The sequence below is a fragment of the Marinobacter sp. F4206 genome (genome assembly GCF_019392195.1).
Classification (GTDB): Bacteria; Pseudomonadota; Gammaproteobacteria; order Pseudomonadales; family Oleiphilaceae; genus Marinobacter.
The window spans coordinates 60,220-86,240 of sequence record NZ_JAHXKI010000001.1 but is presented as its reverse complement, the minus strand read 5'-3'; the positions used below and the strand labels follow the sequence as shown (position 1 = coordinate 86,240).

The 26,021-nt window shown below is 56.0% G+C and carries 23 protein-coding genes; 8 read left to right on the top strand and 15 right to left on the bottom strand.

The features are described 5' to 3' along the window. Positions 1–678, bottom strand: coding sequence for a c-type cytochrome (locus tag KZO34_RS00405; RefSeq protein WP_219472145.1), 678 nt, complete (start codon positions 676–678; stop codon positions 1–3). Then, positions 665–1,996 carry a sulfite dehydrogenase gene (gene soxC, locus KZO34_RS00400; protein WP_219472142.1) on the bottom strand — a complete coding sequence of 444 codons (1,332 nt, stop codon included), beginning with the start codon at positions 1,994–1,996 and terminating at the stop codon, positions 665–667. Before soxC ends, KZO34_RS00405 begins: the two co-directional genes overlap by 14 nt. A 411-nt stretch (positions 1,997–2,407) precedes the next feature. Between soxC and KZO34_RS00395 the strand changes: the two genes are divergently transcribed. Then, positions 2,408–3,235, top strand: coding sequence for an MBL fold metallo-hydrolase (locus KZO34_RS00395; RefSeq protein WP_219472139.1), 828 nt, complete (start codon positions 2,408–2,410; stop codon positions 3,233–3,235). A gap of 19 nt (positions 3,236–3,254) precedes the next feature. Here KZO34_RS00395 and KZO34_RS00390 read toward each other — a convergent pair whose 3' ends face one another. Together KZO34_RS00390 and KZO34_RS00385 are read right to left on the bottom strand one after the other, a co-directional pair. Continuing rightward, complete coding sequence (locus tag KZO34_RS00390) at positions 3,255–5,717, bottom strand: YbcC family protein (protein WP_219472137.1); 2,463 nt, start codon at positions 5,715–5,717, stop codon at positions 3,255–3,257. After that, a complete protein-coding gene (locus KZO34_RS00385; protein ID WP_219472133.1) occupies positions 5,714–7,324 on the bottom strand; it encodes an NADH-quinone oxidoreductase subunit L in 1,611 nt (536 codons plus the stop codon). The genes KZO34_RS00390 and KZO34_RS00385 overlap by 4 nt, the downstream gene beginning before the upstream one ends. Positions 7,325–7,423: 99 nt before the next feature. Between KZO34_RS00385 and KZO34_RS00380 the strand changes: the two genes are divergently transcribed. The 4 genes from KZO34_RS00380 to KZO34_RS00365 all read left to right on the top strand — a co-directional run bounded on the left by KZO34_RS00380 (position 7,424) and on the right by KZO34_RS00365 (position 11,688). After that, positions 7,424–8,332 carry a LysR family transcriptional regulator gene (locus KZO34_RS00380; protein ID WP_219472130.1) on the top strand — a complete coding sequence of 303 codons (909 nt, stop codon included), beginning with the start codon at positions 7,424–7,426 and terminating at the stop codon, positions 8,330–8,332. Between the two features lie 96 nt (positions 8,333–8,428). Continuing rightward, positions 8,429–9,916, top strand: a complete 1,488-nt coding sequence (locus tag KZO34_RS00375; protein ID WP_219472127.1) for a flavin-containing monooxygenase — start codon at positions 8,429–8,431, stop codon at positions 9,914–9,916. A gap of 92 nt (positions 9,917–10,008) precedes the next feature. Beyond that, positions 10,009–10,686 carry a FadR/GntR family transcriptional regulator gene (locus KZO34_RS00370; RefSeq protein WP_219472126.1) on the top strand — a complete coding sequence of 226 codons (678 nt, stop codon included), beginning with the start codon at positions 10,009–10,011 and terminating at the stop codon, positions 10,684–10,686. Between the two features lie 3 nt (positions 10,687–10,689). Next, the gene (locus tag KZO34_RS00365; protein WP_219472124.1) at positions 10,690–11,688 is read left to right on the top strand and encodes a bile acid:sodium symporter family protein; all 999 of its coding nucleotides are present in this window, start codon (positions 10,690–10,692) and stop codon (positions 11,686–11,688) included. Here KZO34_RS00365 and KZO34_RS00360 read toward each other — a convergent pair. Further along, a complete protein-coding gene (locus tag KZO34_RS00360; RefSeq protein WP_219472121.1) occupies positions 11,685–12,347 on the bottom strand; it encodes a J domain-containing protein in 663 nt (220 codons plus the stop codon). The two genes, KZO34_RS00365 and KZO34_RS00360, sit on opposite strands and share 4 nt — an antisense overlap. Positions 12,348–12,478: 131 nt before the next feature. Here KZO34_RS00360 and KZO34_RS00355 point away from each other — a divergent pair, with 131 nt between their 5' ends. The 3 genes from KZO34_RS00355 to KZO34_RS00345 all read left to right on the top strand — a co-directional run bounded on the left by KZO34_RS00355 (position 12,479) and on the right by KZO34_RS00345 (position 17,605). Then, complete coding sequence (locus tag KZO34_RS00355) at positions 12,479–14,659, top strand: TonB-dependent receptor plug domain-containing protein (protein WP_219472108.1); 2,181 nt, start codon at positions 12,479–12,481, stop codon at positions 14,657–14,659. A gap of 134 nt (positions 14,660–14,793) precedes the next feature. Beyond that, the gene (locus KZO34_RS00350; RefSeq protein WP_219472104.1) at positions 14,794–15,672 is read left to right on the top strand and encodes an ABC transporter substrate-binding protein; all 879 of its coding nucleotides are present in this window, start codon (positions 14,794–14,796) and stop codon (positions 15,670–15,672) included. Continuing rightward, positions 15,665–17,605, top strand: a complete 1,941-nt coding sequence (locus tag KZO34_RS00345) for a response regulator (protein WP_219472101.1) — start codon at positions 15,665–15,667, stop codon at positions 17,603–17,605. The genes KZO34_RS00350 and KZO34_RS00345 overlap by 8 nt, the downstream gene beginning before the upstream one ends. 47 nt (positions 17,606–17,652) lie before the next feature. Here KZO34_RS00345 and gorA read toward each other — a convergent pair whose 3' ends face one another. The 10 genes from gorA to gspF form a co-directional block, all read right to left on the bottom strand. After that, positions 17,653–19,014 (bottom strand): glutathione-disulfide reductase, encoded by a 1,362-nt coding sequence (gene gorA / locus KZO34_RS00340; RefSeq protein ID WP_219472098.1) that lies wholly within the window; start codon positions 19,012–19,014, stop codon positions 17,653–17,655. Between the two features lie 24 nt (positions 19,015–19,038). After that, complete coding sequence (locus KZO34_RS00335; RefSeq protein WP_219472095.1) at positions 19,039–19,710, bottom strand: GNAT family N-acetyltransferase; 672 nt, start codon at positions 19,708–19,710, stop codon at positions 19,039–19,041. Positions 19,711–19,765: 55 nt separating this feature from the next. Continuing rightward, complete coding sequence (gspM, locus tag KZO34_RS00330; protein WP_219472092.1) at positions 19,766–20,293, bottom strand: type II secretion system protein GspM; 528 nt, start codon at positions 20,291–20,293, stop codon at positions 19,766–19,768. A 3-nt stretch (positions 20,294–20,296) separates the two neighbouring features. Next, positions 20,297–21,601 (bottom strand): type II secretion system protein GspL, encoded by a 1,305-nt coding sequence (gspL, locus tag KZO34_RS00325; protein WP_219472089.1) that lies wholly within the window; start codon positions 21,599–21,601, stop codon positions 20,297–20,299. Between the two features lie 2 nt (positions 21,602–21,603). Further along, a complete protein-coding gene (gene gspK / locus KZO34_RS00320) occupies positions 21,604–22,569 on the bottom strand; it encodes a type II secretion system minor pseudopilin GspK (protein ID WP_308318747.1) in 966 nt (321 codons plus the stop codon). 47 nt (positions 22,570–22,616) lie between these two features. Continuing rightward, on the bottom strand, positions 22,617–23,384 hold the full coding sequence (gene gspJ / locus KZO34_RS00315) for a type II secretion system minor pseudopilin GspJ (protein ID WP_219472082.1): 768 nt from the start codon (positions 23,382–23,384) through the stop codon (positions 22,617–22,619). Beyond that, positions 23,384–23,758, bottom strand: coding sequence for a type II secretion system minor pseudopilin GspI (gene gspI / locus KZO34_RS00310; protein WP_219472063.1), 375 nt, complete (start codon positions 23,756–23,758; stop codon positions 23,384–23,386). The genes gspJ and gspI overlap by 1 nt, the downstream gene beginning before the upstream one ends. Beyond that, positions 23,755–24,291: a type II secretion system minor pseudopilin GspH gene (gene gspH / locus KZO34_RS00305; RefSeq protein ID WP_374706510.1), complete on the bottom strand. Its 537-nt coding sequence runs from the start codon at positions 24,289–24,291 to the stop codon at positions 23,755–23,757. The genes gspI and gspH overlap by 4 nt, the downstream gene beginning before the upstream one ends. Continuing rightward, a complete protein-coding gene (gspG, locus tag KZO34_RS00300) occupies positions 24,292–24,744 on the bottom strand; it encodes a type II secretion system major pseudopilin GspG (RefSeq protein ID WP_219472046.1) in 453 nt (150 codons plus the stop codon). Positions 24,745–24,809: 65 nt separating this feature from the next. Next, positions 24,810–26,021, bottom strand: a complete 1,212-nt coding sequence (gspF, locus tag KZO34_RS00295) for a type II secretion system inner membrane protein GspF (RefSeq protein WP_219472045.1) — start codon at positions 26,019–26,021, stop codon at positions 24,810–24,812.

Here is a 26,021-nt window from a genome sequence, read left to right as displayed (position 1 = left end):
CTACTCCGTGAGCCCTTCATCAAGTGGGCCGGTCGTGCTTGGTGTCAGGTTCTTATCCGCCGCCGAGTCACTGACAGTCACCTCTTCCTTGCAGTCTTCCATGCACCGAATGTTCGTTACCTCGGGTCGAGGGTCGTCCCAAACAAAGCCGTCTTCGTTGGGCATCTTCACTTGCGGGAGGGTTTCCTTGTTGGCAACGAAGTCCCCATCCACGATGTAGTTGAGGTTCAGTACATAGGCGGTCAGTGCGTACACCTGGTCATCGGTCAGAGACTGCGGCGCAAAAAATGGCATTGCCCGGTGGATGTAATCCCAGAGCGTGCTGGCGTACGGCCAGTAACTACCGACTGTTTTCTCCGGGCGATCTTCGGTGAGACTGCCCTCGCCGCCAGACAACTTGGGGTAACGCCCCATACCCTCACCGAAAGCGCCATGGCAGGAAGAACAATAGGTCTCATAGATACCCATGCCCTCCTCAACGCTGCCACTGCCCTCCGGAAGTCCCTTGCCATCGGGTCGGATATCAATGTCCCATGCCTGAATCTGCGCCTCGGTAGCAGGTTCGCCATATCCGTAGTGGCCAGCAGACTGGGCAAACCCCAGGACCGGGAGCGCGGCCAACAACACGCCGGAGCAGAAACCGGTAAAAAATCGTGAGGATTGATCAAAGCTGAACATTGTTCACACTCCCGTCTCCCGAGATCTGCCATGTCTGAATCGCATTCTTGTGGTAGATCGAATTGGTCCCACGTTCGCCCTTGAGCTGCGCCAGCGTTGGCTGCACATAGCCGGTTTCATCAATCACCCGGGACTGGAGCAGCGCCGGATTTCCGTCCCAGTTCCATTCCAGCGAGAAACGGGTGAGCGATTTGGACATCACAGGCTCCCGTAACTGGGCCTGTTGCCAGTTGCGACCGCCGTCTACCGAAACATCGACGGCTTTGACCTTACCCCGGCCACTCCATGCCAGGCCTTCAATCTGACAGACGCCTTTCCCTCGCAACGGCATTTCCGGACATGGGGAGGTAATGACGGATTTGGCTTCCATCACCCAGGTGAAGCCATGAGCGGTTCCATTGGCCATGAGATCGGTGTACTTTGAGGTTTCTTCCCTCTGCATCCAGGGCTTGTCACCAACTTCAAGGCGACGCAGCCACTTCACGTGGGTATTGCCCTCCCAACCGGGCACCACCAGACGGATCGGGTAGCCCTGCTCCCGCCGAAGCGCTTCGCCATTCTGGGCAAAGGCCACAATGACGTCGTCCAGCGCCTTTTCCATCGGGATACTACGAGTCATTGCGGCGCCGTCGGCTCCCTCTGCCAGAAGCCATTTACCCTCTGGCTTCATTCCTACTTCCTGCAGCAGGGTCGAAAGGCGGACACCGGTCCATTCAGCGCAGCTGACCATTCCGTGCAGGAACTGAAGCGAGTTGAGCTGGGCGCCGCGCCATTCCATCCCCCCGTTGGCCGGGCACTCGATAAAGTTGATCTGGGAAACACTGGGGAAACGCTGGAGATCTTCCATCGACAAAATGATGGGTCTTTCAACAAGGCCATGGATCATCAAACGATGTTGCTGGGGATCGATCTCCGGACGGCCGGCGTGATGACGCTCGAAGAACAGGCCGTTGGGGGTAATGATGCCTTTAAGGTGCTGAAGGGGCGAAAAACTGATGGACGATATCTTGTCCGCCGTCAGCCAGGGCACATTGCGGCGAATCACATCCTTTTCAAAGGGTGATGGAACACCATAGGGCTCACTGACAACGCCGGCGCCCAGAGAGCGCGTCCACGACGGTATCTCCGGCGGGAACTGCGTCTCCGCTGCCCCAAGCCTTGGAGAAAGACCACCAAGGGCTCCCCCCACCATTGCACCACCGGCGGTGAAAAGTCCGTTGCGAAGAAAACGCCTGCGTTCGTTGGAAGGTAAACGTTCAGACTCTTGAAGGGCAATTTCAGATACAGCCCGATTGAGTCGGCGGAGCTTGCCGAGCATGGTTTGTCCTCCTTCGATGCCCTGTTCGGGCGATTCGGCCGGCAATCAGTTCGGTGACTGAAGGACGGGCTTATTGTTTTCGTTATAAGGATATAACTCATTTATAGACCGGAAGACTGCCGGTTACAAGCCCCTTTTTCTCGGTTTTTTCAGGCTGGCATTCTGGAAAGTCGGAGAATTTACCGCTAGAACCTTTAGTTACAGCTTATGAAAAATCTTTTGGGAGAAGCGAAAATGCGAGCCACCAATCCGAAAACGGGCGTCTTTTGGGGCTGTATTTCCACCTGCATGCTCCTTTCTCCGATTTCGACGTTTGGGGAGACTCCTGACTCCTTTCCCGGAATTTCAATTCCGCTCAGCCCCGAGAAAGTAAACGTTGAAAATGTTTACTATTTCCAGGGCCATTCGGGAGTGCCTGACAGTACCAATGAGGGGCTCACTGCCAATGCCGGATTCGTCATCACGGGTAGCGGCGTTGTCGTCTTTGATGCGCTGGGAACCCCCAGTCTTGGTGCTGCCATGATCAAAGAAATCCGAAATCTGACGGATCAATCCATTACCCACGTGGTCCTGAGCCACTACCACGCTGATCACATCTACGGACTTCAGGCTTTCAAGAAACTGACGAATGCACAGATCATCGCCCAGGATCAGTCCAGCCGTTATATCGCCAGCGCAGAGGCGCAACAGCGCCTCCACCAGAGAAAACAGGCGCTGTCACCCTGGGTGGACGAAAACACTCGCCTGATCGAGCCGGACAAAACTTTTGAAAACCAACTGGTTTTTGAGTCCGGCGAATACCGTTTTACGGTCTTCCATGCCGGCCCCGCCCACTCACCAGACGACAGTATGATGATGGTGCAGCCTGCAGGCGTACTGTTTTCGGGCGACATCATCCAGAGTGGCCGGGTCCCCTTCCTGAATAGCGATGAGGTGGATACCGCAAACTGGATGTCGGCTATTGAAGAGGTGCGGAAACTGGAGCCATCGATCCTCATTCCGGGTCACGGTGGCGCCTCGGACAAAGCTATGGAAGCACTGGAATTTACCTACGACTACTTGGCGTTCGTGCGCGACCGAATGGAGAAAGCGGTTGAAAACTGGGTGTCTTTTGAGGACGCCTATGAACAGACAGACTGGTCCCGATACGAAGCATTACCGGCATTTGACGCGTCAAACAAAGCGAATGCCTATCGGGTTTACCTGGAGATGGAAAAAACCGTCCTCGGAAGTGAATGAAGGGGCAGAAAAACCGCCCCTAACCTGACGAAAAAGCGACCCATGAACCATCCCGATATAACTCTGTTCCCGAATCGGTCAACCGGAACAGCCACAGCCAGCGGTTCTCAACCAACCTTGCAACGTCTGGCTGGCAGGCAATAATGCGATCAATCCGGTCGCGCGGCGCATCAATCACAACGCTCAACCTCAGGGGTTCATGTCTCCACCGCTCACCATCGTGCACAGATTGCTTTGGGATCCCAACTCGCAAATCCGGATCGTTACCCTCCACAACGCCGATATTTCCTCCCACGACGGAGTGGAGCAGTTTGTTGCCGGCCCCAAACGTCGCAGGCGCGGCCACTGAACCAAGGTATTGAAGGTTGATCCAGCTGGCGACAACCATCGGCGCAGTCATAAGCGCTTCGAGAATATCCCCTTGCGGGTCAAGGGACGGGTCATAGTCATGCAGAAACGCCCTTCCTCCGAGGTTAAGCCCCTTCGTCACGCTCCGTTTCGCGAAGATGATGGACGCATTGTTCGCCAGCCCCCATTCAGGCCGCACTTCAGACCAGCTGATACTGCGTTTCTCCATGGCGCTCAGCAATGCCTCATCTCCAAGGCCGTTAAGCCCCAGCGCGGTCGCCCGTTCACGACGCGTCCGGGCGCCCGCCTCCGCAAACGAGTGCTCCATCTGAATGAGACGATCAAGATAGGCATCCGGAATGCTCTCTCGTCCCATAACAGTCAATGTGTCAGTGACCGTGCAATGCTCGGCTGCAATTGCAAGGGTGAAATCGGGGATCCTTATACCACGACGCGCCAGTCCCGCACGTATCACGGGATCATTGATCAGCTCGGCTGCAACACATGCGTTGAGTCCCCCATTCTGTCCACCACAGGCACCACAGGCCAGACTGGCACGGTGAGGGTTATTTTCACTGTGGCTTCCATGTCCAACGAACAGCAGCAATGGTGCGAAATTCGACGTTAGCGACATTCCCCGCAACAAATTCTCGGCCAGCTGCGTGCGTTCCAGGTCGGAAACTGGATCTCCGCCGGTACGATGGTGCAGACGACCAAGTGCATGAGGGGACTTTTCCACCGATTTTTTGCCGAGGTTAAGACTGTCTCGGACCAGTTTCCAGGCCCACGCCATTCCGGTGCTCTCTACCAGCGTAAAGCTGGACAAGCTGCTGTACTTGGCCTTGCGAACTGATTGACGAAGCATCGCCACCTGATTGGATGCACGCCTTAATCGATAATCACGATACTGATTACCGGAAGATTCCGTCAACCGATAAGACGGTGCAAGCAAACCGGGTAATCTGTGAGTTTCCTGCTCCGGACCGAGACTCTGAAAACTGGTGGGGATGCCAAAAAAACCGGCAAACCCAATGGTCTGAACGCCGGAGTGAACCGTTTCCAGGTGACGCCTTAACACCTCGGATCGCACGTCAATACAGAACACCGCTTGCAGATCCGGGGTTTTATTGTTTGCGTCCGAAACCTCGTTGATTAGCCCGGAACTGGACAAGGCCTTGGATAAACCGCGTTGATAGCCGATTTCCAGTGCCCTGTGCCAAATCCACAAACACCTTTGCGAATTCGCAGGCTTTCCCTGGGAGCAGTTGTAATCGTTGAAACGCCGCCAGGATTTCCGCCAGGCAAGGCGCTCATCCGGCGTGGCGCCAGTGAATGCCACCGCTTCCCAGACGAGCAGGATAGCGACCAACTGCTCTCCCACTCGGCTTTCCCTTCCCTCCAGAGACGCTCGCCAATCCTTGCCGCGACACCAAGATGCCCATCCGGGTAATTCGAATACCAATCGTTGACCCAGACTCTCCAGATCTTTTTCGGACAAGCCGAGCGTTTTTATTGCCCAATCAGTAGCCTCCATGGATTTTCTAGAAAGCGACTTAATAGTATGCCTGGCTTTTCTCAGGTTGACTCTTTGATCCAGCGTCACATCACCGAGAGTTTGATCCAACCAACTTTCGAATAAAGCGCTTCCGTCTGTCACACCCAGCCAAGAGGCCTGTCGGTCATCGAAGAACAAGCCGCAGGCCCTTGCTACCTGCTCCCGCACCGATTCAGTTGCCGAAAAATGACGGGAGGCCTGAAGCTGATCAAGCATCAGCGGGGCTGGCCTACCGGGGAAGACACCGTCGCGGCCCAAAAATTCGGTCAATTCACAGACACTGAACTCTGCCCCGAATTCAGCCATGGCAATGCGTAGATCCTCCTCTTGGATACGCCCGCCAATCCAGGCCTCATGGTAATGGGTCAAAGGCATGAACAGGGAGGTGTCGGCCCGGCTTCCCGGAATCTGACTCGCCCGTTCGGCAGGCAAATGCCTTACCCCCCACCAGGGATTTACCGCAATCCACTGGTTAAGAGGCCAGCTGGGAGGAACCATCTCAATCACCCGCTGCAGCAGTTTTCCCGCTGATGCACCTGTAAATTGAGATTCGGACTGAGTTTCCGGGGCATAGCTCATTGTTTCTCTCCAAGTGCCGTTTTCGCTTCAATCTCTGAAACTTTGCGAGGAAATGCGCTACCAAATTCACGGATTCGATAAGTCAAACGATCGAACGGAATCATCAAGTAAAAGCCATGACTGATGTGGAGCTTTAGCGCCATCGAAAAGCGGCTTGGGACCGGCAAGGCTATTATCAGTGACATCAATGCCAGCAAAGCGAGCATCAGCCCACCTGTGAGCAGTGCAGACAGCGGCAGTTCAGGGCTGGCCCCTTCGGGAAAGATCGGCCCCAGAAGCATATGAAGCAGGCCATACACCGGGATCAATCCGAGCGCCAACCCACTGAGCAAAAGCCTTACCCCGTAGCTTTTACCTTCCGTAATGCCAAGGACAGCCCCAGAGACGGCAAGCACCAGAACACCCGCCAGCACCGGATTACCCGCGACAATACCGGGAAAGGACCAGAGCAACAGCGTCGCAAGCACACCGACACTGGCCGCCCAGCGCATGCGGGTGGCAATCGGAGCATGGCCAAATGTAGGTACATTAGATGCGGCCACGGTTCGACCGGAAGCCAGGAAAGAATGAGCCTTGTAGAGCGAATGGGCCATGAGGTGCAAAAAGGCCAGTAGATAGGCGCCCATGCCGATTTCGAAGAGCATGAATCCCATCTGGGCAGAGGTGGACCATGCCAGAGCATGTTTGACTGAAGACTGACTCATCATTGCGAGAACGGCAACGACCGCCGTAATTCCGCCTACGGTCAAAAGTAGATAATGCCCTGCGGTGAAACCATCCAGCACGGAGTATATCCGCAGCCAGAGAAAACCGCCCAGATTGATAACGCCAGCGTGTAAAAGCGCAGATACCGGTGTGGGCGCTTCCATGACACGCAACAGCCAACCATGGAACGGAACCTGGGCGCACTTGAGAATGGCCGCTACTGCAAACAACACCGAGGCCCATTCCAGGCCCGTGGAACCTGTTGCGTCGCGGCCCGCCGCCTCACGCATTTCCGGGAGGTGAAATGTGCCGTAATGAAGATAGAGCATCCATACCGCACCGATAATGCAGACATCTCCGATTCGGCTGACAATGAACTTTTGAAACGCCGCCAGGCGAGCTTCCGGTCGGTCTCTGTAGAGAACCAGCAGATGATGTAGGGCGAGACTAACCCCTATCCACGCTCCTGCCAGTACCAGCAAATTATCCGTAAACACCAGCAGCAGGACACTGGCAAGAGTTGTCAGGAACCAGGGAAGAAATCGCTCCCTTGCAGCATCTCGACGTAAATAGCTTTCGGCGTATCGGAGAATCGTCCAACCAATAAAGGCGACCAGCAAAGCCATCCAGACGGCAAGGCCATCAGGATATAAACCGAGATATCGTCCTAACTCGGGCAAGCCGGTCCGGAAAACAGGGCCATCGAGCAGCAATAACAGACCAATGCCAAGCGTCACAGCCATCGAGCCCAGCAACAAGCCACCAGCCAATCGCCAGCAGTGGTCCAACTTTCTCGGGTTCTCAGTCCAGCCACTGAAAGCACCCAGCAAGAGCAGCGAAATGGGTAAAAGCAGCCAGCCTATCAAGACTGGCAGGGACAAAAGCGTCGCTAGGTTTTGCATGAATATCTCCCTTCAAAGACGGTGAATACTATGAAGGGAATGAATTGATACAGAAAATGGTTTATAAAGATCAAACCGTTCTGTTTTAGAGAACATCATATGCGACTTAACTATCACCATCTGTTCTATTTCTGGACCGTCGCGAAAACCGGCCACCTGACGCGGGCGGCGGAGTCATTGCACGTCTCTCAGTCGGCATTGTCCGGCCAGATTCGAAAGCTCGAGGAAAGCCTGGGGTATGAGCTGTTTGTCCGGGAAGGTCGTCGACTGCGACTTTCCGAAGCGGGGCGGGTGGCTTTCGGCTACGCCGAGGATATTTTCCGTCAGGGGGAAGAACTTGCGGAACGATTCCGATCCGGTGCTCAGTCTAACCGGGAAACCCTCAAGATCGGTGCAGTGGCGACATTATCCCGGAATTTTCAGGAGGGTTTTCTGAGACCTTTACTGGGGCGTGAGGATCTTGAACTCAGTATCCAGAGCGCGAGCCTGGAGGACCTGCTGAGACGCCTGTCAGCTCATCGTCTTGATTTACTGCTTTCGAACCAGCCAGTGCACGGTGACGAGGAGAATCCCTGGCGGTCAAGACGCATCGCCCGCCAGTCCGTGAGTCTTATCGGTCCTCAGGGTGAAACAGGAACCGCCTCATTTTCCGAGGTTATCCAGACAAAGAGCCTCATAGTGCCCGGGCGGGAAAACAACATCCGCCATGCATTCGATCAACTGTGCGATTATCACAGACTGAGCCCTCGAATTGTGGCGGAGGTGGACGACATGGCCATGATGCGACTGCTGGCAAGAGACACAAAACATTTCGCAGTCCTACCCCCGGTCGTGGTGCGCGATGAACTGGAATCCGGATCGCTCTGTGACTATGGCGCGCTTCCGGGTGTATTCGAAGAATTCTACGCCATCAGCATTCGCCGGCAGTTTGAGCCGCCACTGCTGACAAGCTTACTGTCGCAACCCTCTGAGGAGCTGCTTTCAAGGACGGCGACCTGGTCATTCTGACCAGTTCCACCGGCAGAAAATGTCATCCAATGATCGGCCTGCACGCCGTATACTGAACTACGAACAACTAAAACAATAAAGACATGGATAGATCCTATGCTCCAACACTCAGATTCCCGTTTCCCGTCCATTCTGATTATCGGAGCCGGCTTTGGCGGACTGGGCATGGCCATTACCCTGAAAAAGGCCGGGTTCCAGACCTTCACGGTTCTCGAGAAAGGAAACTCGGTGGGCGGTACCTGGCGAGACAACACCTACCCCGGTGCCGCCTGCGACGTTCAATCCCACTTCTACTCCTATTCGTTTGAACCCAAGCACGACTGGTCACGCAAATTCGGTCTTCAGCACGAAATTCTTGCGTACATGGAGCATTGCGTCGAAAAATACGGGCTGGCAGATCATCTCCGGTTCAACAGCGAAATCCGGGAAGCAGCGTTCGATGAGGCACTTAACGAATGGACAGTTACCCTGACCAATGACGAGGTGCTGAAAGCGAATGTGCTGATCACCGCGACCGGACAGCTGAACCAGCCTGCATGGCCGAAAGTGAACGGCCTGGATCGGTTTGCCGGCAAGGTTTTCCACTCGGCGCGCTGGGACCATGAATACGATCTCAGCAATAAGCGAGTCGCCGTTATCGGCACCGGTGCCAGCGCCATCCAGTTTGTCCCGGAGATCGCCAAACAGGTGAAATCCCTGAGCCTTTTTCAGCGCTCGGCTGCCTGGGTGCTTTCAAAACCCGACCGCCCGTTCAAGCGCTGGGAGCAGACACTTTTCCGGGTATTGCCGATTTGGGACCGGATTTATCGCTACCTGATTTATTGGAAAAATGAGAGCCGGGCCCTCGCCTTCACCAAATTCAACGGGCTGCTGGAGATATTCGCCCGGGAGGCCCGAAAAGAGGCCCGAAAGCACGTTACCGACCCTGAAAAGCTTAAACAGATCATCCCGGATTATCAGATTGGCTGTAAGCGTATCCTGATATCCAACGACTGGTACCCGGCCATCAACCGGCCCAATGTGAACCTTGTAACCGAGGACATTGACCGGGTTGATGAAGACGGTGTGGTCACCGTAAATGGAACCCACTACCCTGTCGACGCCATCATCTGCGGCACCGGTTTCAAGGCGTCGGAGTTCCTGACCCCCGTGGTCATCAAGGGGCGCTCCGGAATTACGCTCAACGAAGCCTGGGAAAACGGCGCGTCCGCCTTCAAGGGCATCACGGTGAGCGGCTTCCCTAATCTGTTCATGCTCTATGGGCCTAACACCAACCTTGCCCACAACTCGATTATCTTTATGCTGGAATCCCAGTTTCGTTACGTGCTGGATGCACTGCGGGCTCTGGAGAAATACCCGGGCTCGGCAATGGACGTTCGTCAGGATCGGCAGGAACGTTTTGCCAGTATCATCCAGAGTGGCCTAAAGGGGAGCGTGTGGGATGCCGGGTGCACCTCCTGGTACCTGGATGCCAATGGCAAGAACACGGTGAACTGGCCGGGGTTCACGTTCACCTACCGCTTCGCCACCCGCCACATTGATACCGCGGACTACCAGTTTTACTATCCCACGAAACCAGCGTGACCAAACGCGCTTCAACCGGCTTCTGGAAGCCGGTTGAAGTCTTTCTTAATTCATAGGATGATTGGATGATCAGGTTTCAGGATTATAAGATCATGCTAGAACGAATCCGCAAAGGCTCTCTGGTTGAAACCGCGATTGAAAGCCTCCGCCACGCCATACAGGCCGGTCAGTGGCCGGTGGGAAGCAAGCTTCCGATCGAGTCCGAGTTGTCAGACGCCCTCGGCGTCAGCAGAAACACGGTGCGCGAAGCCGTGCGTGTCCTTGTTCATGTAGGGATGCTGGAAACCCGACAGGGAGACGGTACCTATGTGCGTGCCACCCGGGACGCCGGTGAGACACTGAGGCGGATTAGCCGGACCCAGCTGGCCGAGCAGTTGGAAGTAAGGATCATGCTGGAAACGGAGGCAGCCACCCTTGCCGCGTCCCGGCGTACCGACCAGGACCTGCGGATAATGACCGGCGCGCTGGACGCGCGGGCGAAGGCCGGGGATGATCTCGCCGAACGAATCAGGCACGACGAAGCCTTTCACCATGGCCTGGTTGCCGCTTCCCATAACTCTGCGCTTACCGAGCTGTATGACTATTTTTCTCACGCCATCAGCCAGACCATTGAGCGCACAGAAACCGATGCTGATTTGCCCGAACCGTCGCAGGAAGACCACGAACTGTTGCTTGCCGCCATTCGCCGTGGCGATCCGGTTAAAGCCGAACAGCTAGCCCGTGCCCTGCTCCGGCCCAGCCTTCGGGCACTGCAGAAACAGGTGACCTGAAACATGAAATTCCGGATCGATACCTTTACGCTGCTTTTGCTCGGTGCCATCGTTCTGGCGTCGGTGTTGCCAGTCACCGGTGACGCAGCCGACGTCGTTGCTTCATCGGGTACCATTGCCGTTGCCCTGCTCTTTTTTTTCCACGGTGCCGCCCTCTCTCGCGAACAGATCATCGCCGGTGCGACACACTGGCGCCTGCATATTCTGATCACTTCCCTGACATTCGTCTTTTTCCCCCTGGCGGTGCTCCCGATCAACGGTCTGAGTGACATCGCCCCCTCATGGATGCCAAGAGATCTCGGATTGGGTTTCCTGTACCTCGGGGTGCTGCCCTCCGCCGTATCGTCATCCATCGCCTACACGGCCATGGCCAAGGGAAATGTGCCTGCGGCCATCTGTAGCGCAGCCGCGTCTAATGTGTTCGGCATGATGCTGACACCGTTTCTGCTGCTGTTACTGGTCAGCACGTCGGGCGGCGGGGATTTTTCGGTTGCCGAGGCCCTCAAGGACATCATTTTTCAGCTGCTGCTGCCATTCGCAGTCGGGCATGCACTGCGACCGTGGCTGGGCGGATTTCTGGGACGTAACGAAGGACTTATGGCGCGGTACGACAAATGCGTCATCTGGCTGATCGTCTATTCGGCTTTCTCGCACTCGGTAGAAAGCGGGCTTTGGCAGAACCTGCCCGCAAAGGCAATCGTGCTTGCCGTGGTGCTTTGCTTTGGCCTGTTGGCACTGTTTATGGTCATGGCCCGACTGCTTGTACGACGATTCGGTTTCAGTCTGGAGGACGAAGCGGCTGTGGTGTTCTGCGGGTCTAAGAAGAGCCTTGCCTCGGGACTTCCGATGGCGAAGGTCTTGTTCTCGGGCCACCCGGGCTTTGGCATGATTGTCTTGCCAATCATGTGTTACAACCAGATCCAGGTGATCGTGGGCGCTATTCTGGCCCAGCGGTACCGGGCCCGAATCGACAGGGCTGCCGAAGCCAGAGACGCAGCTTAGCCACCGCCTCCCATTCCGCCGAACAGGCTCGCCAATATTGCCAACCCCACGATCCAGCCAATAACCGCTGGCCAGAAGTTGACCAGCTGCGGTGGCTGGTCTGCCTGTTCCTCGGCGCGCTCCGTCTCGCCATATGGCCGCTCTTCTTGCTGCTGAGCCACCTCCTGAAGACTGAACCATTCAAACCACCCCCCGAGGAAATGGGCAACCGAAGTCGGCAGGCTGCCATTCTCAGCCATGGGACGGACCTGTGGTTCCAGTTGTCTGGCAATCTCACGGCGAATAGGAAGCTGGTCCGCTGGCGGTTCACACAGTATCGCTTTCCAGATACCCACATCCTGACTGCGAGCCGAATCGTTCAACAGCGCCTTGATCTGGATAACGACCTCGCGGACAACCTGGCCCTCCGTCCCGTCCAGTGGACGATCCGATTGCCCGGCCGCCTCCGGCTGCTGGCGACGGTCCTGCTGATCAGACTGCGAGGGCATATCATTCCGGCCTTCATCGGCCACCGGGGCATCACCTGTTGCCTCCCGGAAAGCCTGGCTTAACTTCAGGGCCTCGTCATCCGACGCGAATTTCAACTGTTGCTCATAGGCCTGCTTTATTCGCTGACGGTCATCGGTCGGCTCAATTCCAAGGATTTCCCAGCAATTCATATAGCTGCAACTCCCAGCGTTTAGATTCATTACATTTTCGAGAGACAAACAGTGTGTAGTTCCCTACGATAGACACACTACAAAAAAACAGCGTTCCACTTTCCAGATCGGCAGATTATAGAATGTCACCCATGAGCAATTCGACAAAATTGGCATTCCGGACTTCAGCAGTACCGGGCCTGACCACTCTCGGCTGTGCGCTCACCCTCTTTCTCGCAACATCTTCCCAAAGCTGGGCCCAGAATTCCGACTCAGTGATGTATCCCGAGCTTCTCGACTCCACGGGAGAAGCGTCGCAACTTCCCGAGGTTCTGAGCACCACACGGCTCCGACAATCCAAACTGAAAGTACCGGGTACCACCACAATCATTACCGGCGATATGATCCGCGATCTCGGCATCATGAATCTGGTTGAGGTTTTCCGATTGGTGCCCGGCATGGTCGTCGGTGTGGCCGGCAGTAGCAACCCTGTCACAAGTTACCATGGTACATCACAGTACGAGCAGCGTAGACTTCAGGTTCAAGTTGATGGCCGAACCGCTTACCGAGCGAGCCTCGCTGATGTTGAGTGGATTGCCATGCCCGTCGCCCTGGAGAATATCGAACGAATCGAAGTAAGTCGCGGCCCCAACGCAGCAGCCTACGGCATCAATGCGTTTCTTGGCAGCATCAACATTATTACCCGTTCGCCACACGATACGGCCGGCGTCGAAGCGTACGCCGCCGCAGGCTCAAGGGGGCACCTGCGGACCTTCACGTCAGTGGGAAATGCTGACAGTGACGGCAGCTGGCGACTGTCCTACGAAAAACGGAAGTCGAACGGGTTCGATGCCCAGGTTGACGGTGGTGAGAGGCTCCCCTATCACGACGGCTACGACGTCAACAATTTCAACTTCGACAGCATCATTGCGATTGATAACCGGCATTCTGTGGACTTGAGAGCCGGTGTTCTGGATGGCGTCAACGAAGAGGATCGATTCAAATCGGGCAAGCTCGGCGCGACCAATAACCCGGATGTCGTGCTCGACGACTATTACCTCCAGGCGAGATTCAATGGTGCCACATCCTCAAACCATTTCTATTACGTTCAGGCCAGCTACCAGAACCAAAACCGCAGGCAACGGTGGGATATCTCGGTTCCAATCGCCGGTGAGGACGACCCACTGGACAACGGGACAGCCCTGATTAATAGCCTCTTACCGCCTGGGTCTCCCGAGCCCACTGCGGACACACCCTTTATTGCAAGTTTGAATGAAGATGCGGAAGAATCGAGGCTTGAGTTCGAGATTCAGGACACGCTCATCCTTAATCCCGATCTCAAGTTCGTTTCCGGTCTTGGTTACCGCAAAGACACATACCAATCCGAAACCTACTTCAATGGTGAGGGTAATAACTACCAGACCCGGGTCTTTGCCAACACCGAATACTCACCGCTGAATTGGCTTACTTTCAATGCCGGTGGTAACTGGGAAAAAACCACAACAACGGATGAAGGCTACTTCTCACCGCGGATAGCAACCAATTTTATCTTCAACAACAACCACGCGATACGCTTTGTATTCTCAAGGGCGGTTCGGACACCGGATGCATTTGAGCAAAACCCGGACTGGTCCTATCGCCCCAGAAACGTGCAGCCTCCGTTCGAAGTACTCGAGGGTGATCGAATCCTGGTGGCTAACCTGGTCGACCAGGATACCTCCACGTTCGGTGAGACCCTGGAGGAAGAGAGGATCACCTCTCGGGAAATCAGCTATTTCGGCCAGTTCCACCTCGATAGAGCCTTGATGAGCGTTGAAGTTCGGTATTTCAACGACTATCTTCGAGATATGATCAGTGGCGTGATCAACGAGGAAGACTGGTACATTGACAACAACGTTGCCCTGGATCAGGAAGGCGTCGAGCTGGAGGCGTCACTGGAGTTCTCAGGCACAAAGTTGAGGGCAACCTACGCCTATCTCGACCAGGAGGGTCGGTACACTGGTGATCCCGACAAACTTCCCCCCAATACCCAGCAACGAGCAGTAGATCTGCTTGGCCGGCTGTCCGCACGCCATTCCGGAAGCGCGGCCTGGATCCAGGATCTCCCGCTGGGATTAACCTCCTCTGCCGCTTTTTACATAGCTCAGGAGGTCCGGAACACGCGTTTCAAGCGGGCCGACTTCAGGCTCGCCCGGCGAGTGGATCAACCAAAATTCAGCTATGTGCTGGCCTTGACCATCCAGCACTACATCGACATGGAGCCCTGGATCAGCCCCGATAATATTATTGAGGACGCGAACCAGTATTTTGTTGAGGCCGGAATTCGTTTCTGAAGATTGACCAAGGATAGTACGTGACCCGGGACGGTATGACACGAGACATCAGTATCAGATGGCGAAGCTTGATGCTGGCGTTTGCACGCCCATGCCTCAGACGGGTCATCTGGGCTTTTGCCGGGCTGTTTCTTGTGACATCCGTCAACGCCCAGGAGGCATCAAACCGCACCGTCTACTTAGCCGGTTCAGGTAATACGGCTCTGGACCAGCACGTTCAGGCACTGCTTGAGGAACGACTCGGCGACAACGTTGGTCTGGCCACAATTTCTGATGAACAGATTCCGATGGTCGAGGACACACCAGTCGTTGCCATCGGGCCCTCGGCGTTTTCCCGAGTGCGGCAGGCGAACCGATCGGCTCCAATCCTCGCCATGCTGGTGGAAAAATCGTTTATTGACGGGTTTGCCGCGATGGCGCCCGGACAGATTTCCGGTGTGCTGTACGATGTGCCGCTGCTTCGGCAGGCCCTGACCGGTAAGGCTATTCTGCCCCATGCGAATACAATCTCGATTCTGGCAACCACGAATTCTGTTGAACTCTACGAACCACTCATTGATGAGCTCCCTGCCCATGGCATGAAAGCGAGGGTGTTTGTGGTCGACAATGACGAGGATCTGATCCCTTCACTGGTCCGGGCGCTGGGTTATGGCGATTTCCTGCTGGCGGGGCCGGACGACGCCATCTATAACCCGAGAACCATCAAACACATTCTCCTGACCGCCTATCGCCGTAACAAAATTGTCATTGGGCCGAGCCAGGCTTATGTCAGAGCCGGTGCGCTCGCCTCCAGCTATGCGCCCTTCCCCGCCATGGCAGATCTGGGTGTGGAATTTATTGATCAATTCCTCGCAACCGGGAAGTTCCCCAAACCCGCTTATTCACCGTTATTCCAGGTAGAGATCAATAACCAGGTAGCTCGATCACTGAATATTCCGGTTCCTGATCGGGAATACATAAACCAGTATGTGCAAGATGCACTGACAGGTAACGGAGGTCCGGAAGGTGAGTAATCCAGAAAAGACTCAGGCCTCCCTGTCACGAAAGCTTCTGCTCCTGGGCGCAATCCCCGCTGTTGTCATGTTCATTGTCCTGATGGTTTTTTTCACTTCAGCACGGCTGGAGGATGCCCGTCAGGAATTGTCGGAAAGCAGCCAGATGCTCGCCGACAGCCTTGCGCCTGTCCTCGAATACGCGGTGGTCTCCGGAAATACCGTGGCACTGGAACAGGTCCTTTCCCAGTCGCTTCGTCGGAGCAGAGCAGACTGGATTCGTGTAACGGATGTTATGGGGGAGCAGATCGGTTTTGTCGCCAATGGTGCCACCAGCAATCCTGTGCAGTCCGGTCGATACGACATATACGAAACTGAAATCCTGCAACAACCCCTGGAGCTCAGCTCAGCACGGGATGCAGAATGGTTCACGCCAGAGTATGGGTTTGGCTCAGGAGCGCTCCGGGTGGGCACCGTTCAGGTCGGGGTCAGCACGGAACTGCTCGACAATCGTCAACAGGACATCCTCTGGACCTCACTGGCTGTCGGGTTGGCCCTGCTGTTATTCACCATCCTGCTGATCCACCACTATCTCAACACCATCCTCTCGCCCATCCGTCAGTTGTCAGGACGGGTAGCAAAACTGATAGACCGGGATTATGCCGAAGAGCCACTCAGTGGCCACCGAAGTTCTCGGGAAGTGGTTGAAATAGAGGAGCAGCTTAACGAACTCGCGTCACATCTTTCAGGCCTGCAGGCAGCCCGGGAACAAACCCTGCTGGCCTCCGAAAGCGCACGCCAGAAAGCGGAGTCGGCAAATCAGGCGAAGTCCGAATTCCTGGCGACCATGAGCCACGAATTACGAACGCCCCTGAATGGGGTGTTGGGCATGATTGATCTGATTCAGGAGGATAGCCTGACCCATCGGCAGCGGGATTACCTGAACACAGCGCGTCAGTCCACGGAGGACCTGTTGACCGTCATCAGCGACATTCTGGACTATTCACGGATGGATAATGGCTCCCTGGAGCTGGATAGCCAGGAATTCGATCTTCAGAAACTGATTTCGAACTGCACGGCCACCTACCGCCACGTTGCTGAAGAGAGGGGGCTCGCCCTCAACCTCAGTTTCTTTGGCGATTGGCCTGATAATCCGATTGTCATTGGTGATGCTCCGAGACTCCGACAGATCCTCGCCGGCCTGATTGACAACGCCATCAAGTTCACCGGAGACGGGTTCATCAATATTCAAGCAGGCTGCTTTGGCCTTGAGGACAACTGCATCATTCTGAACTGCTCTGTTAACGACTCCGGATCGGGCATTCCGGTGGAGCGCCTGCCGGATATTTTCAATTCGTTCGAGCAACTCGACAGCGGAGATGGCCGGATCTATGGCGGAACCGGCCTTGGCCTCTCGCTGGTACAACGACTGGTGGAACTCATGGGTGGCCACATTCAGGTGGAGACCGACCTTGGGAAAGGCTCCTCCTTCCGGTTTGAACTCCCGTTTGAGCTGGCCACTGATGGGGGCTTCACAACACCCGAAGCTGCCTTGCGCAGCCGTGGCATGGGCCTCTCCCATGCACTCGTTGTTGAGGACAATCCTGTTAACCAGCGCGTCGCCACGGCCATGCTTACCAGACTGGGGTTTCAGACCGATTCGGCCAATAACGGCAAAGAAGCTCTCGAAATGGTCCAAACGAATCACACCGGCTATGACGTTATCCTGATGGACTGCCAGATGCCGGTGATGGACGGCTACGAAACCACACGGCACATTCGTGAGTGGGAACAGGGCAATGGTCAGACCGGAACGCCCATTATTGCGTTAACGGCGGACGTGCTCCCGGGCACTGAGCAAAGTTGCCTGGAATGCGGCATGAACGACTACGTGGCGAAGCCGGTCCGGAAGGAAAACCTGCAGAAAGTTCTGAAGCGCTGGATTGAGCTTTGATGTGAAGCGGCCCTTCCTTGGGCACACCTATCAGGTTGGTTCGCCTATCAGACTACCGGCTCCCTCATGGTGACAAATTCTTCTGCCGAGGTCGGATGAATACCGAGCGTGGCATCGAATTGAGCCTTGGTGGCGCCAGCCTTGATTGCCACCGCAAGCCCCTGGGTAATTTCACCGGCATCCGGCCCCACCATGTGGGCGCCCAGGACCCTGTCGCTCTCCTCATCCACCACGAGCTTCATCAGACTCCGTTCATCACGACCACTCAGCGTGTATTTCATGGGGCGGAATTCTGACCGGAAGATCTTCAAACTATAACCGGCTACCCGGGCCTCTTCTTCGGTCAATCCAACAGTTCCAATGTTGGGTTGGCAAAACACCGCCGTAGGGATAGCGGAATAATCCATTTCTCCCTGCCCGTCACCAAACAGTCGCCGCGACAGTACCATGCCCTGGGCCAGGGCTACGGGGGTCAGCTGGGGTGTGCCGATGACATCACCAAGAGCGGTGATGGAGGGAACCGTTGTCTGAAAGTGCGAATCGACTCGCACATGCCCGGAGTCGCTCAGCTCGACACCAAGGTTTTCCAGTCCGAGGCCCTCAACCAGCGCCTTTCGACCGGTTGCCGCCATGACCAGTCCGGTTTCAAGACTTTCGCCGTTGTTCAGATCCACACGGTAGTGAGCACCTTCCGATCGGACCGATTCAATCGTGACTCCAAACCTCAGATTGATACCTTTTTTGCGCATCTCCTGCTCAGTGAAGCGACGGATATCCGAATCGAAGCCCCGGAGGAACAGATCCCCCCGATACAACAGGGTTGTTTCTACACCAAGACCCGCAAGAATGCCGGCAAATTCCACCGCAATGTAGCCGCCACCCCAGACCACCGCCTGTTTTGGAAGCTGCGGCAGATAAAACATTTCGTTAGACGTCAGAACGTATTCTTTGCCGGGAATGTCGGGCACCACCGGCCAACTGCCTGTCGCTACGGTAATGTGCTTGGTGCTGTACGATTTTTCGCCCACCACGACCGTGTGGGCATCTGCCAGCGTGGCCGTCCCTTCAATGACAGTAACACCGGCGTTTTCAAGCAGCCGGCCATAGATGCCGTTCAGCCGCTCAATCTCGGTATTCTTGTTCGCCACGAGCGTCGGCCAGTCGAAGGTTACGTCTCCGACCGGAACACTCCAGCCATAACCCGCCGCGTCTTCAAGCTCTTCATGGACATGGGCGCCATAAACGAACAGCTTCTTCGGGACACAGCCTACATTGACACAGGTACCACCCAGATACCGGGACTCGACCACCGCCACCCGGGCACCGCGCTGGGCCGACATGCGGGCCAGGCGGACTCCACCGGATCCGGCACCAATTACAATCAGATCAAATTCCTGGTTGTCAGACACTGTGTCTCCTGTTGTTGGTCAAACTTAACTTGGGCCGGTAGCGGCCGTTTTGCCTTCAGGCTGGACTTCCCGGAACAGAACATGATCCTCGAAGTCCCCCAAGCGAATCTTGCCGAGGCTACGGAAACCCTCGGATTCATAGAATGGCAGGTACCGATTGTTCCCGGTATCGAGGACAAGACCACTGCCCCGAGGATTCTCGGCACAGAGCTTCTCCACCGTCTTCAGAAGCAGGCGCCCGTAGCCCCGGTTCTGGTACTTGGGGTTGACCCCCATCAGCGGGAGCTGATGGGCAAGCGGCTGAGGCAGCAAATTCCGGATCTTTTCATGGTAATCCAGGTATCGGCGGGTCGATGCGAAACCCGTGGTCAAGACCATACGAATGCGCCAGCTAAGCTGGTCAGCCAGATTCATTCGTAGCTCCGGGTCGCCAATGAAAGCCACCGCGACCAGCGTATCGTTCACCATCACCCCAATTGCGTCCTGGTCCAAGCCAAAGTAGAGATCGATCAGCTCGCGAATGGTGGCCCGGATGCGCTGATCGTAGCCGGCTCGACGATGGTCGAACAGATACTGGAACGTCGGTTCATCCCGGTAAGCATGATACAGGATGGATCGCGCCTCATTGGTTGCCGTTTCATCCAGACGTACGATGACCGGCTCGGATTTATTTTTGTTTTCGCTGCCGTTACTCATCCCTTCACTCTCCTGCTAAGGCCCGGAGAACAGCTCCGGGAACTGTGGTGCGGAATCAGATTGTCAGTGTTAAACGTACAGATACCCGGCCTGGCTCATCTGAGCGATCCATCGCAGCCTGGTCAACAATCACACCGTGGCCGGAACTGAGCCGCTCCAGCCAGGCTGCAACATCCGCGAACGGAGCATCCTCAAGCCAGACACGAATGGCATTTTCACCGCTGGGCTCAAATCTCTGCAGGGACAGCCCGGCTTCCCTGGCAGAACCGGTAACCAATGCCATCAGTGCCCGACCATCTGCAACATCGGCAGAGCCCTGGCCAGACTGTCCACCCGGCGCCCCGAGCCGCTTGATGGTGCTTTCATTCGCTTCCATCCAGGCCAGCAATTCGGCTGCATTCTGTCTTTCCGCGACCGCAGCATTATGAAAATTCGAGGCCGGACTCCAGACTGCAAAATAGAGAATGCCAACCAGAATGGCGACCGCCAGCACCGCCAACGCCTGCTGGTCGCGCCGCGGCATCTGGTCGTATTGTGCAATCAACTTGCCGACGGCCGGCTGATCCTTGAGCTTCTCGAACATACCTTATCCCCCGGAAACCGTCAGGCGGCCACGGGCGCCGCTGGATTCGTTGACAACCGATCCAATCTGGGCCTCCAGCCCCTGATTGGCCAGCCCGTTCCGAAGAGTGCTCAGCCGGTCGTAACTGTCGGCCCTGACATCCACGACAAGCTCGCCACGGGAACGACTGAAGTTGACCGAATTAAAACTCACAGACTGGGATCCCGGGAGCTCTGAGTACTCCTGCCCCGTGTACTTCATCAGGGTAATGAAATCCAGGTCGGGTCCATCCGCTCCGGCGACGCGCAGTTGCCCCTCAATGACCCGGCGAACATTGCCAGCATGAGTCCGTCGGTCGCCCGGGAAGGCCTCCCGGTATATGGACATTGCCTGTTCCTGTAGATTGTTCGCCTTGCGCTCATAATACAATCCCATCCCGACCTCCATGGCAACCTGGATCCCAAGCCAGAGGGCGGCAACAGCAATCAGCGGCTTCCACGGCTTGATTGGGCTGGCCTTGTTGCTTCGGGTGGAAAATTTCCCCTGGCAGAGATTGATCGGATAGCAAAGATGGTGATGATGGGCATGTGCCAACAGCTCCAGCGGCATCAGCTCCAGAATCTCACGGTGCACCGCCAGTCGTCCCGGGGCCTTGAGTTCGCCAACCACCGACTGCTGAAACTCGAACTCTTCCTGAGTGGCGTAGAGGTTCACCGGAACTTCCGCGACCACCTCTTCGGAGGGCGGCACAGCTAAGGTATGTGCGAACATCCCCAGGTTTGCGGACTGCATACTCAGCCATTCGCCCCGGTTGCTCACCATCAGGGCGGTCTCGCCATCCAGGCATACCGACCAGCCCCCTTCCGTCAACGGCAACAGCGCTGCGTCCGGATAGATGGCATCCAGGCGAGCATGATCCCAACCGGAGAACAATGAAACCCACTGGGCCATTCTTTCATCGTCGATGGCAGCGACACGATAGCCTTCGTCGGTATGGCGGCCCAGCGCCAGATGAACCGAATCAATATCCTGGGCAATCTGCTCTTCCACCGCATACGGAAGGGCCTGGTTGATGAACCGGCTTTGTTTCGCCGGGATATCCGCAATGCAGAACAGCGCCTCATCCCCGGGAATCAAGCCGATCAGCAGCACGTTATCGAGAGCGTTTTGCCCAAGCGTCTGCTCAATCTCGTCCTGGGTATCTCCCATTCCACGGGCCTGAGTATCCCCGCTGGCATCATGCAACACCCAGTTAAACGACTGTGCCTCGGGATTTGCTTCGGGATCCGCTAGCGGAGGCAACGGCCGCACATAAAGGCGAAAAGACATGGTTATCCTTCTGAAAAAGTGAAAGGCTCTTTGGTAATTCTGTTTTTCTGTCCGGTATCCCTTCGAACCGTCCGGACCTCACCTTCCGGGTTGCGGAAAACGGTAGCGACCATGTTCACGACACGGTTATCGTAGGTAATCCGTGAAACAACTTCAAAAAAACGGGTTTGCAAGGTCAAACCGGTCGATTTGAGCCCCAGCCCGGCGAATTCTGGCAATGCCAGGAAATCCTGAAGGTCGTCGAATGGCTCTTCCTCTCTCTTTTCAAGAATAGCCGCAGCATCGGCATCCGTCAGTTCCTCATGGAGTGAGCGCAAGACCTCAGGGGTGGCGGTATTTACGTTGATTCCCAATCCCGACACCGGGAGAGCCGCAACATGTGGGCGCAGCGCTTGATAGATCTCTTCCGTCATTCCTCCGATCAAACGCAACTCGGTGACACTGACAAATGGCTGGTTTGCAGCACGATATGCCTGCTCGGCAGAAAGATACTGCCCGTCCTCGGCGCCATAGGTACTGGTCGCCTGGTCATTCTCATCAATCCAGTCAATCAGTGCGTCGACACTGAGCGCGGAAATATCCAGGGCTGCCAGAAGCCGGGAAAATCGCTCTTTCGCGAGCGTATTGATCTGGCCGTTAGAGGTCACCAGATCATTGAGGTTTATCCGCCCACCAAGGTCATCGATCTGGACTTCCGCTACCCCGTTTTCATCCAGAGGCAGAATGGCCGCATTCATGGCCCACACTTCATCAAGACTGTCGACCATTTCGTTGGCTTCCTTATCGTCCTGGTAATCCCGGACGAGGATCTGGCGGGCAAACGCCTCTGCGCCAAGAGCGATACTTATTCCCTGCTGCTGAGCCAGATAATGTCCCGCCTTGAAGACCCGGATGCTTTGTTGCTGGGTCATGCCGGCCGCCAGCATCACGACCAGGGCCATCGCTAATAACACCATAATCAGTGCCACGCCGCGCTGGCCTCCATCAGGACGATTCGAATAACCGACTGTCACCATCAGCCTCCCTGCCCCTGCGCGCCTGGGTCCGTTGCATCCTCCGGTGGCTCTTCGGCTTCGGTTTCGGTTTCCGTTTCGGCAGCAGCGTTATTCGCCTGATTGACAACCCCCTGCGCTTCCTCAGCATCAAAGTCCGGTAACGCAAAGGTCCGCACCAGTTCGCCAAATCGCTCGTGCTCCAGCGTTAGCTCAATACCCGCGGGTAACGGTATTTCGGGCCGGCTGCCGGGATTGAGCCCGGCCATCATCTCGTCCGTTGGCCACTCCGGCTGCCAACTTCGCTTATCAGTCAGAAACCGAATCTCAAAGGCCAGAACGTCTTCAAGCAGCAAGATATCCCGGCTGTCATCCTCCTGCCCCTGATCCACCATGGGCCAGTACCGCCGGCGCAATTCATCCCCGGTAAACTCCCATGCCACTCGCTGCAGACCACTTCGGCGAGTACCCAAGGGGTTTCGCCAGCCCTGACGGGTCAGTAAGAGCGCAAAATCCTCTTCTCGGCTCGTCAGCGCAGGTTTGTAATCCCCGTAAATATCCCGCGCAGACCGGTTCACAATCTGCGTGATGTCCCGCTCGAGAAGCAGCATTGCCCGCTGCAGACCGTCAAAGTCCTCTGACAGCTCATTGACCCGATCTCTTGAGGTGACCACCCCGCTGATCACCTGCCAAACCCCAAGACCAATCACCGCCGTAATGGTCACGGCGATGAGAACTTCCATCAAGGTGAAGCCCTGCTGGTATCCCGGTGGGCGATACGCTCGAGCCATCAGTTCTGCCCCAGGAAAGCAGACAGGGTATGTACCGGTGAAGGATCAGATCCGTCACCCCGATAGCGGGCTACCGTAACTTCCACTCGTCTCATCCTCGGATCGTCGGTACCCAGTACCCGGGTGGTCACCTGCCAGCGAAAGGGACCGTAATCGGTGTCGCGGGAGTTTTCCGAAATACCGGGCACGTTTTCCTCAAGACGAAGTTCGTTGATACGGTTATCTGCCAACCAGCCAGCGAGGGTTTTATCCCGGATCCGCTCATAGCTGGAGATGTACTGGCTGCCCACTTCTGCGGCTGCGGTGGCAATCAGGCCAAACACCAGCAGCGCCACCAACACCTCGATCAGGGTGAAGCCCTTCTGATGCCTCACAGTTCTTCCTCGTCATCGCCGGGTTGTCGCCATTCCAGGGGAGACACGCCATCGGAAGCCAGCACATGAACATAATCGGTGTTTTTTTCAATGGTGAATTCGAGTTCAAAGGGTGTGGTTTCACCGCTCGAAAAGAACACCACGTCCGGGCGTAATTCGTCTTCGGCAGAGGCGAGCCTGGGGGCATCGCCTTCGATGAACTCAGTGACCACCAGCCATTCAGGCAAGCTTCGCTCCCGGAAAAGCCGCTCACCGGACGCTTTCCAGTCTCCGGATTCGTCCTCGAAAGCCACAAACTGGTAACCATCCGGTTCGAGGAGCAGGCCCAGTTCCAGATTATTCACAACCGCTTGCTCCGATGCGGTTTGCATCAGAAGATAAAGATCACGAACCTCGTTCTTGAGTTCCCGCTGCTGGGAGCTGCCGCCCATGGTGAAGACAGCAAGGGCGGCCAGAAGTCCGACGATGATCAGGACAACCAGTATTTCGAGCAGTGTAAAGCCGGTCTGCTGCGTCCTGAAGCGCACAATGATTTATTCCTTGGTGTTCCAGGCGCTGATATCAGCCGCGTCGCCGTCGCCACCTTCCTGGCCATCGGAACCATAGGAGTACAAGTCGTAGGGACCTTCAGTACCGGGGCTCACATATTGGTACTCGGTCCCCCAGGGATCTTCCGGAACGCTCTTCAGATAACCGTCCGGATTCCAGTTCTTGGGTTCGGGGCTGCCGCTGGGCTTGCTCACCAGGGCTTCAAGACCTTGCTGGGTAGATGGGTATTGACTGTTGTCCAGACGATACAGATCCAGCGCATTGGCAATATTGCTGAGCTGGGTTTCGGCGACCGTTACCTTGGCCTGATCGCTGCGGCCCATAATGTTGGGAGCAACAATTGCCACCAGAAGGCCAAGTATCACCATGACCACCATGATTTCGATCAGGGTGAAGCCGCGATTCTGGGCGCGCATTTTCGTATTTGGAATCGTCATAGTCTCACTCGTCATTGGTATGAAATCCCTTTTTTTCGTTCTCAGGTTCGGGGTTAACCGCAATGTTAGCCCACCAGGTTACTCATATTCAGAATCGGTAACATGATCGCCAGTACGATAATCAACACCACCACGCCCATGACCAACAACATCATAGGCTCGAACAGGCCGACAATGGCCGCAATCTTGGACTGGAGAGTGTTCTCCTGCATGCGGGCAGTCCGCTCCAGCATACTGTCCAACTCGCCACTGGCCTCACCGCTCGCGATCATGTGCAGCATCATCGGAGGGAAATAGCCGGTCTGATCCAGAGAGCGGTGCAAGGATCCCCCTTCACTGACTTTCCGGGCAGCCACCCTCAGTTCACTGCGGAGGAAGTCGTTTGACAGCACTTCTCCGGCAATCCGCATCGCTTCAACCAGCGGCACACCGCTGGTCGTGAGGATACTCAGAGTACTGGCGTAACGGGCTGTACTCACCCCCCGGACCATGCCCGACACCAGAGGCAGATGCAGCAGCCGTTTGTGAAATCGCATCCGGAAAGCCGGTTTGCTTACCGCTACCCGAAACGCCACCACCGCAATGATCAAGAGGATCAGAAGGTAGACACCGTAGTCGGCAAGAAATTCCGAAACCGTCAGCATGGCCGAGGTCAACGCGGGTAGTTGCTGGCCCTGCTTGACGAACACTTCGATAATGTCGGGTACAACATATGTGAGCAGAAACACGACGATGGCAATTGCGACAACACTGAGAATGATAGGATAGATGGCTGCCAACTGAATTTTCTGCCGGGCTTCCTGGCGGCTTTCGGTGTAATCCGCCAGCCGATTCAGCACCAGATCCAGATGTCCCGCGTGCTCACCCGCCGAAACCGTTGAGCGGTACAGGCGGGGGAACGCCCTCGGGAACTCACCGAGACTGTCCGCCAGCGTGTACCCTTCCATGACTTTCGCCCGGATCGCAATCAGCATGCTGCGGATTCTGGGTTTCGTGGACTGCTGGGCCGCGGCGGAAAGCGCCTGTTCTATCGGAATACCCGACTGAATCAGGGTTGAAAGTTGCCGGGTGACCAGCGCAAGATCCGCAGCTGCCAGTGATCCACGACTGCTGAGCGGATTGGAACGTGCCTGTTTTTCGGTAGACGGTTCGACAGCCAGGGGCGTCATGCCCTTTTCCCGAAGCTGCTGGCGAACGGCGCGCGCTGCGTCCGCCTCCATCACGCCCTGTTTCTGCTTGCCTCGGGCGTCCAGTGCCTTGTAGTCATATGCAGGCAT